Genomic DNA, 7,723 nt, shown 5'->3' on the forward strand with positions numbered 1-7,723 from the left:
CCGGACTGCCTAATTAAAGATTGATCCGGAACTCGAGCGTATAAATACCGCGGGTTGGCGCGGCTGCTGTAAATTCGCGTAGCTCTTGATTGAAGAGGTTAACCGCTGATAAGTTGACCTGATAACGGTCATTAAAGCGGTAACCGAGGTTTAAGTCAAAGGTCACAAATCCGCCTAGCGGGCCGTAGTTGTAAGTATCGGCGCTACGGGCATCTTCGATGATCGGGCGGCCACGATAGGTAAGGTCGGGATAAGACCTCGAGGCAATCTGGAAGCTGGAGAAGTAGTCAAACTCTTCCACCCAGCGGGCATAAAGGCCGGCTGAGAATTTTTCATCGGAATAATCCAGCCCGATGCCGCCTTTGTTCGTCGGTGCGTTCACCAAAATATCCAGGAAGTTCACCACGCCATCGCCATTGAAGTCATTCTCTGCGTTGTCCTCATCCACGCTCCAGTCAAAGTAGGAGTAGTTGGCGGTCATGCTGAATTCCGGCGTGAAGTAGTAGGTGGCTGAAAAGTCTGCACCATAGGTATTGACCAGGCCAAAGTTGATGTAAGTCGCAACCAGCCCTCCATAGGCACCAAAACCGGACTGCACATCCTCAATAGGCTGATCGCCACGGGCCGTTGTCACCCCAACTACAGTGACCGGGCTCAGGAAATCTTCAGAAATATTGTAATAAGCATTCGCATCAATAAACAGCTTATTGGGGATCACCTGGCCGCGGTAGCCCAGCTCAATCGTCTGCAGGCGTTCTACTGTTTGCTTAGGCACCATTGTGCCGTCAGCCAGGGTGAAGCCATCCGCATTGCCCAGGATCAAACCGCTGAACAGGTCACCGAACATATTGAGAATAGTAGGGGCGGCAATGCCCTGCCCGTAAGTCAGGCGCCAGCTGCCATAGTCTCCAATTTTCAGCAGGCCGAATTTCGGTACAAAGTTCGCCTCGTACACATCATGGTAATCGTAGCGGGCGGCACCAATTGCTTTAAACCCGCCACCGAAGTTGTAGGTCAGGTGCGCATAGGCGCCGTACTGATTGACGACGATATTATCGCCATCCCAAAACGGATTGAACTCATTCTCAATGAGGTAGGTGCCGTTAGAGTTGGCACGGTCTTGCTGCCACTGCGCACCGGCAATCAGCTCCAGCCCGCCAAAATTTTCGTTGTACTGAATCTCTGCATTGGACCGGCTGGAGGCATCCTGAAATAACGCACCTGTTTCGTAAGAATAATCGCCCCGGGCTTCTTCATCGCTCAGGCCCTCCAGGTCAATACCCGTATAATAACGCTTGGTACGGTCGTCAATAGAATACGTGTCATCGGTGCTGCTACCGGTGTAGTAAAACTGGGCAAAGAAGTTCTTGTAATTCACCCGGGCTTGCGCAAAGTAGACCTGCCAGTCGATGATCTGATTCCGGCCCACGTTGGTTGGCGACAGGTAATTGCTGTTGCTATAGCCGGTGTTGAAAATGAATTCAAGGTCGTTTGTTGGGGTATAATACAGGGCGCCTTCCAATCTCGTGAAGTCAATACCCCGGTCAAGCTCCAGTTCTTCGTACCCCTCTGCGATACCATCAGGGCCTTCATACTCCGGTGTGCCGCGCAAGTTGCCCTTGGCGTCGAGCCGGTCGATGAAAATAGAGTCCGCCCATTCAAATTCTGTAGCGGCTGAGTACTCGCCAAGGATTTTGTAGGCGAATTTGTCATTCACTTTGTTGGCGTGCCGCAGGCGCACCGAGTAGAGCGGGTCGCCATCGCCACTGACACCACCGTTAAGCGTGATGGTCGTGCCCTCAGAGGTGCGGGGATCTTTGGTCACAATATTGAGCAATCCATTGTGAGCATTGGGGCCATACATGGTCGCATTGGGGCCGAGCACAACCTCCACCCGCTCAATGTCTTCTTTGATGGTGGTATTCAGCGGGCCAAAAGGCAGGCCGGTAGCGATAAGTGTGGAGTAACGCCCGTCAGTCACCTGAAGGTTCTTGGCATTGAAATTGGAGTTGAAGCCCCGGATGTTGAAGGCCGGTGTGGCAATACCCGCCCGGAAGTAATCCACCCCTTTCTGCCGGGCAATCAGTTCCGCAGGATTACCTGCATATTCCTGAATTTGGCGGGCGAAAATCGTTTCGATAGTCGCCGGGCTTTCCACCAGCTTTTCCGGACGCTTGGAACCGGATACCACCACTTCGCTACCGATAATTCCACCGGCAGACATGGTAAAATCCTGCTCTACCTGACCGCCTTCTTCTACACGCACAGTGGCTTTGGAAGGCTGATAACTCACGTAGGATACCACAATCGTGTAAGTGCCCGGTTTGACGTTGACGAGATAGCGGCCATCCTCGTCCGTGGACGTCCCAATAGAGGACCCTTCAATCAGAATATTGGCGCCGATCAGCGGCTCATTGGTAAGATCATCGGTGACTACACCGAAAATTTGCCCGGTTTGCGCCCATGCCGACAGGCATAGCAATACCAGGACTGCAAGGGTAAACAGTCGTTTCATAAACATGGTCTTTTCTCTTTCGGTTAGAACAATCAGGCAATAGACCCTCAATGACTAAAATTTAAAGCCACTCAAGAAAGCTATTGCCAATTAAAATTCGGATGACCAAAATTAGGAATCGGGGCTTCCATACCAAGAGCCATTGACATTCACCATGGCTTGACTTAAAACGTCGATTCCCCAAAAAACCACGCTAAGCTCCTGTTTTATAAAGCTTAATAGTTTCCAAACCGAGACCCTGACTTGCTAATCTTTTTTATGGCACTCCCATGACAAAAAAGGTGACATTCGTCATTCCAATTTAGAACCAGCTTATTTTAAATTTGTCTAAATAAAACTAACGATTCATTCTATCAACAAGCAAAAGCCATGACCAGAAGATCGACCAACCGGACCGATGCCGACCCAACAGCAGTACGCATGCCATTTCCGCTCCCCATCGTGGAAGCCAAGAAGAAGAAAAAGTGCTGTAAGAAGTATAAGAAAGGGAAGCGGTGCAAGAAGTGCCCGGATTGCTAGTGCGGCCAGGCCGAATTAACTGATTGCGTTTTTACGGTCAAGCCCGTTTTCAGTGCCTGATCTTTAGCTGTTAAAGATTTGCGCCTCCATCCGCTAGGCACGCTTCAGCTCAAAGACCCAGTAATCGAACAAGCCGCCGGGCTTCAGCAGCTGTTTGCGCAAGATGCTGAAGCCTGCTCTTTCCACTTGTGTTTCGTACTGAGTTAGGGTATACTGATGCGGGTGCAATACATCTCCGGGAATTGCAGCAAAAACCGGTTGCAATATCGGATAGCGGTGCGCATCCACGGAAAGCCAGCAAGTTCCATCAGGTTTGAGGGCTTGCCGCAACCGTAGGAGGGCCAGTTGCATATCCGCGACGTGATTGATGACGTTGAGGCAGAAAACGTAGTCGTAGACGGCTTCTTCCACAAGGTCCTCCAGTGCCATTTGCCGAAAGGCGACCTCCACATACTGCGCAGGCTGAAAATGCGGCAGTACCTGATAACGTTCCAAAAGAGGGTCTACAGCGGTGACGGCAGCCCCCTCCAGCACCATAAAAATACCCGCAGGTCCACAGCCGGCATCCAGCACCGTGCTCCCCGGAGGCACGGCTATGCATAGCTCTTTCATTACATGCTGCCAGTAAGCCGCTTTCTGCGCCAGGTAACCTTCCGGTTTTTTTTTCGACAAGTAGTGTTTCCACCAATGGATTTCTGCCCATTGTGCAATCTTCCACCTTAAATTAGAATGTTGTTTTTTTGCCATGACCGGTGAGCGTCGTACTTTGTGAGCGTTCAAAGGTAATGAAAATCAAAAAAGGCCATGCTCGTATCAGTTGGTACGCGGGTGCGTTTGGTCCACTTGCGTGAAAACGGGGTTGTCACGGAGCTCCTCCATGAGGAGGGCATGGCAAAGGTACGCCTTGATGACGGGGATGAAATCCCGGTCTTCCTCGAGGATCTTTCCCGGCCCGACCCTGCACCTTCCAACAAACCGCCCGTAAAAGCCAAATTTGTGCCGGGCAAGCAGGATAAGGTGGAAACGCCTCCGGAGCGCCCGCCCATCGAAAGCCAGTACCTGATCATCAAGAGCAAAGGCATCCAACTGGCGTTTGACCCGCTGCCGGAGCCGGACGGACAAATCCGTCAATACAACATTTATCTACTGAATGATACCCGGAACGACTACCTTTTTACCTTTGAGCTACAGCTTGATGGGCGCGTGGCGCACCGGGAAAACCACAAGATTGACCGCACCTCTTTTGTGCCGGTCGGACAGCTGCACTTCGACCAACTCAACGATGCCCCCACCGCGGTCGTCTCCTGCTGGCGCCTGACCACTTCCGGCACCGGGCCAAAAACGGAAAAGACGCTGCGCATACGCCCCAAGCAGTTTTTCAAACGGACCAAAACAGCTCCCCTGCTCAACCGGAAAGTCCACCTGTTCCTCGTCTTCAGCCCGGACGAGGACCAGCAGCCAAAACAGACGGAAGCAGAAGACCTCAGGGATTACACCCGCAAAAACTCACGCCCGAAACCCGAGTGGCAGGACATCCGCACCCGCATGCCACATGAGGTATTGGAAATGGCTGAATTTATCCCGGAAATCGACCTCCACATCGAAGAGCTGCGCAGCGACTTTAAAAAGCTGAGCAATGCTGAAATCCTGCGCATACAGCTGTTCCACTTTGACCAGTATATGCGCAAGGCCATCCGTTTGGGAGTGGAGCGGGTGTTTATCATTCACGGGATCGGCAAGGGCAAGCTGCGGGATTCGATCGCGAGCCGGCTTATTCAGATGCCGGAGGTCCGCTCTTTTCGCAATGAGTACCACCACCGGTACGGGTATGGGGCTACGGAGGTTATTTTCTAGCAGGCAGGCAGTGGAAAGTGCTGTTTTTTAAAGATACCAGATATTATCATCGGCCCGCTTACAAAGCCCTTACTGTAATCTGCCACTCATGCAAATGAGCTTCCAATAGCCCTATCTTTATTGGGTAGAACCCTACACCCTGTCAAAATGGTACGTGAAGACCAAATTTACATCAATGCCTCCTGTGAGGAAGTCTATCCATTTTTTGAGCGCACGGAGAAACATTACCTGGGCTGGCACCAGGAACACCTGCAATTTGAATGGCGCAAAGGAAAAGGGCTTGGAGTGTTTATTTTCATTTTAACTACTTTAGTTGCCACGAAATCTATTGACATCAAAATGGTCTTACAATGGCATCAAAAGGTCATGAATATAGTACTAAAAGCAGATTGCTAAAAGTCCTCCGTGCGGTTCAGGAACAACCGTACCGATACACAAAACGGGAATTAGCTGACCTTTATGGGGTCTCTGCTGACACCATAAAAAACGATTTTGAAGCGATCCGGAATACCGGGTTTGATCTTGACTATGACTCCAGCTACCGCTACGCTTTTGCGGCAGATAAACCCTTTGAAGACCTCAAAGCCCTGCTGCAACTTAATGAGTCGGAACAGTTGCTATTGCTTAGGGCACTCAATCACATGGACAGCCCCTCCGAAAGAATTACGCAGCTCCAAAAGCGCCTCTCTAGTATTTTTGGCAACCGCCAGGATTACCCTGGGGCAGCAGATACCCCCAGGGCGGTGAGCACCCCAGGGCCGGAACATTGGCGGCGGCCTTACCTGACCAAATTTCAGCTGCTGCAGCAAGCGCAGGAGCAGAAAATACAGGTGGTGCTCCTTGGCTACCGCTCCTCCAACAGCAATGTGGTGTCTGACCGCCGGGTGGAGCCTTTTCATACCCGGATAGAAGACGATACCGTACAGGCCTTTGACCTTGATAAGGAGGATACGCGCCACTTCCGTATCTCCCGCATCAGGCGCATTCGGATGACGGATACCCACTGGACGCGCGAGGATGGGCACAAGGTGCTGGCCACTGATCCGTTCCGTATTGTAGATGATCAGCAAGTGCTGGTCCATCTTCGGTTGAAAGTAGGCGCCTACAACGAACTGGTGGAGCGTTACCCCCTGACCAAAGCCTACATTCAGGAAGATGCGCAACAGGAGAATGTATATGATTTCCAGTGCCGGGTCAACCATAAATTCTATGGGCTGACGAATTTCATCCTGGGCTTCCACCATCAGGTCATTGAGGTGATTGCACCGGAAGCACTCAAGCGGCATTTGGAACAGGAGCGGGAGCGGATGCGGTTTTAGATGGCAAGGGGGTCGCTACAACTTTTCCTGACTGAAATTTGAATGCTCAATTTTTGAACTAAGCTAAACAAACACGTGTTGATTTTCCAAGTTTGAGCACGTGCGTAAAAACAGAGATATAATGAATACTAAGTTAACCCTGACGATTGAAAAAGAAGTCATAAAAATTGCAAAAGAGTACGCAAAAGATAAGGGGCAGAGTTTATCGGAGCTTGTTGAGAATTACTTTAAATTCATTACCGCTGAGCGAAGAGCTCCGGTAAAGCCCGATGAACTGTCGCCCAGGGTAAAAAGATTGAGGGGCATTATCAAAGCAGATCAGGAGATAGATTATAAGCAAACCCTCACCGAAGAACTCTTTAAAGCGTATGGCAAATAAGATATTTATCGACGCCGATGTTGTGATTGATTTCTTTACCGATCGCTTGCCCTTTGCAAATCCGGCAAGTGAAATTTTTGAACTCAATGAGCGAGGAATCATACAGCTCTATTTATCAGCAGCAAGCATCAACAACATTTATTATACCGTCAGAAAGTTTTTGGGGCACAAAAACACCTTGCAGGTCATAGAAGCGTTAACGGAGATGACTGAAATCGTAGGGACGACGGAAAAAGAAATCCTACAGGCTTTAAAGAATGATTTCAAAGACTTCGAAGACTCTATTCAATACTCTTGTGCTATAACCATCCCCGGGCTCGAAGCCATTTTGACCAGAAATGTAAAGGATTATGTCCGTTCGGAAATCGCGGTGCTCACTCCGGAGCATTACCTGAAGACTATAGGTTTTCGATATTGGCCAGGTGGAACTGGGGGATGAGGCACTCCGGAGCATTACCTGAAGACTATAGGGGGGGACGAAGCGTAAAGCCAGGGGAATATTTGTAATAGCCTCGCCATAATTTCACACTGCGCGGTAGACTCGAAGCAGGGATACTGAATTGTTGGATTATATACCCGGAGCGAAGTGGTTTGCTCCGATGTTGCAATCCACTTCTCAGCGTGAATGCTGACATTCAGTAGGTTTGCTGTGGCAAACCACTTAATCGTCAGTATAGATTGCCATTCGCTTTACATCGTATGTTTTTTGTAGTATATTGCTAGAATATTCTAAGATACAACGAACCATGGAATACAAAGACAGAATTACATTAGAGGCAGGGAAACGGAGCGGGCAACCTTGTATCCGAGGATTGCGAATGACGGTAGGGGATATTTTGAGTTATTTGGCGGCTGGCATGAGCCATGAAGAAGTTTTAGAAGATTTTCCTTATCTAGAAGAAGAAGATATTCTCGCCGCTTTAGCTTATGCAGCTGAAGAAATGAATAATACACTCGTTGTTAAAGCCGCAGCCTAAATAGACGACAACTACACCCTACTTACTGTATATACCTAAAGTTATTTATAGTAAGTAGGGACTTACTCTACCCGATGGTTTTTAGAAGTACCCTCTGAAATTGAAATTCGATCCTTTCCCACAGGGCTGTTATTAACTTGACAGCGGCTGTTTTAAACGC

General features: G+C 49.6%; 9 protein-coding genes. 7 read left to right on the forward strand and 2 right to left on the reverse strand.

Annotated features, from left to right (window positions below; translation table 11 throughout):
* Positions 1 to 13: 13 nt before the first annotated feature.
* The gene (locus tag MRY86_RS27070; RefSeq protein WP_293563738.1) at positions 14 to 2,515 is read right to left on the reverse strand and encodes a TonB-dependent receptor; all 2,502 of its coding nucleotides are present in this window, start codon (positions 2,513 to 2,515) and stop codon (positions 14 to 16) included.
* Between the two features lie 369 nt (positions 2,516 to 2,884).
* On the opposite strand from MRY86_RS27070, the gene MRY86_RS27075 reads away from it, so the two are divergent.
* On the forward strand, positions 2,885 to 3,034 hold the full coding sequence (locus tag MRY86_RS27075) for a hypothetical protein (RefSeq protein WP_293563740.1): 150 nt from the start codon (positions 2,885 to 2,887) through the stop codon (positions 3,032 to 3,034).
* Positions 3,035 to 3,127: 93 nt separating this feature from the next.
* Here MRY86_RS27075 and MRY86_RS27080 read toward each other — a convergent pair whose 3' ends face one another.
* Complete coding sequence (locus MRY86_RS27080) at positions 3,128 to 3,706, reverse strand: methyltransferase domain-containing protein (protein WP_293572094.1); 579 nt, start codon at positions 3,704 to 3,706, stop codon at positions 3,128 to 3,130.
* A 132-nt stretch (positions 3,707 to 3,838) separates the two neighbouring features.
* Here MRY86_RS27080 and MRY86_RS27085 point away from each other — a divergent pair, with 132 nt between their 5' ends.
* The 6 genes from MRY86_RS27085 to MRY86_RS27110 all read left to right on the forward strand — a co-directional run bounded on the left by MRY86_RS27085 (position 3,839) and on the right by MRY86_RS27110 (position 7,563).
* Complete coding sequence (locus MRY86_RS27085; protein ID WP_293563744.1) at positions 3,839 to 4,888, forward strand: Smr/MutS family protein; 1,050 nt, start codon at positions 3,839 to 3,841, stop codon at positions 4,886 to 4,888.
* A gap of 147 nt (positions 4,889 to 5,035) precedes the next feature.
* Positions 5,036 to 5,284 carry a hypothetical protein gene (locus MRY86_RS27090; protein WP_293563745.1) on the forward strand — a complete coding sequence of 83 codons (249 nt, stop codon included), beginning with the start codon at positions 5,036 to 5,038 and terminating at the stop codon, positions 5,282 to 5,284.
* Complete coding sequence (locus MRY86_RS27095; RefSeq protein ID WP_293563747.1) at positions 5,278 to 6,207, forward strand: WYL domain-containing protein; 930 nt, start codon at positions 5,278 to 5,280, stop codon at positions 6,205 to 6,207. Before MRY86_RS27090 ends, MRY86_RS27095 begins: the two co-directional genes overlap by 7 nt.
* Positions 6,208 to 6,328: 121 nt before the next feature.
* Positions 6,329 to 6,586, forward strand: coding sequence for a DUF6364 family protein (locus tag MRY86_RS27100; RefSeq protein ID WP_293563749.1), 258 nt, complete (start codon positions 6,329 to 6,331; stop codon positions 6,584 to 6,586).
* The gene (locus tag MRY86_RS27105; protein ID WP_293563751.1) at positions 6,576 to 7,025 is read left to right on the forward strand and encodes a PIN domain-containing protein; all 450 of its coding nucleotides are present in this window, start codon (positions 6,576 to 6,578) and stop codon (positions 7,023 to 7,025) included. The genes MRY86_RS27100 and MRY86_RS27105 overlap by 11 nt, the downstream gene beginning before the upstream one ends.
* A 307-nt stretch (positions 7,026 to 7,332) precedes the next feature.
* Positions 7,333 to 7,563, forward strand: a complete 231-nt coding sequence (locus MRY86_RS27110) for a DUF433 domain-containing protein (protein ID WP_293563753.1) — start codon at positions 7,333 to 7,335, stop codon at positions 7,561 to 7,563.
* The last annotated feature ends 160 nt before the right edge of the window (positions 7,564 to 7,723 follow it).

This window comes from Phaeodactylibacter sp., from assembly GCF_022763345.1.
Lineage (GTDB): Bacteria > Bacteroidota > Bacteroidia > Chitinophagales > Saprospiraceae > Phaeodactylibacter.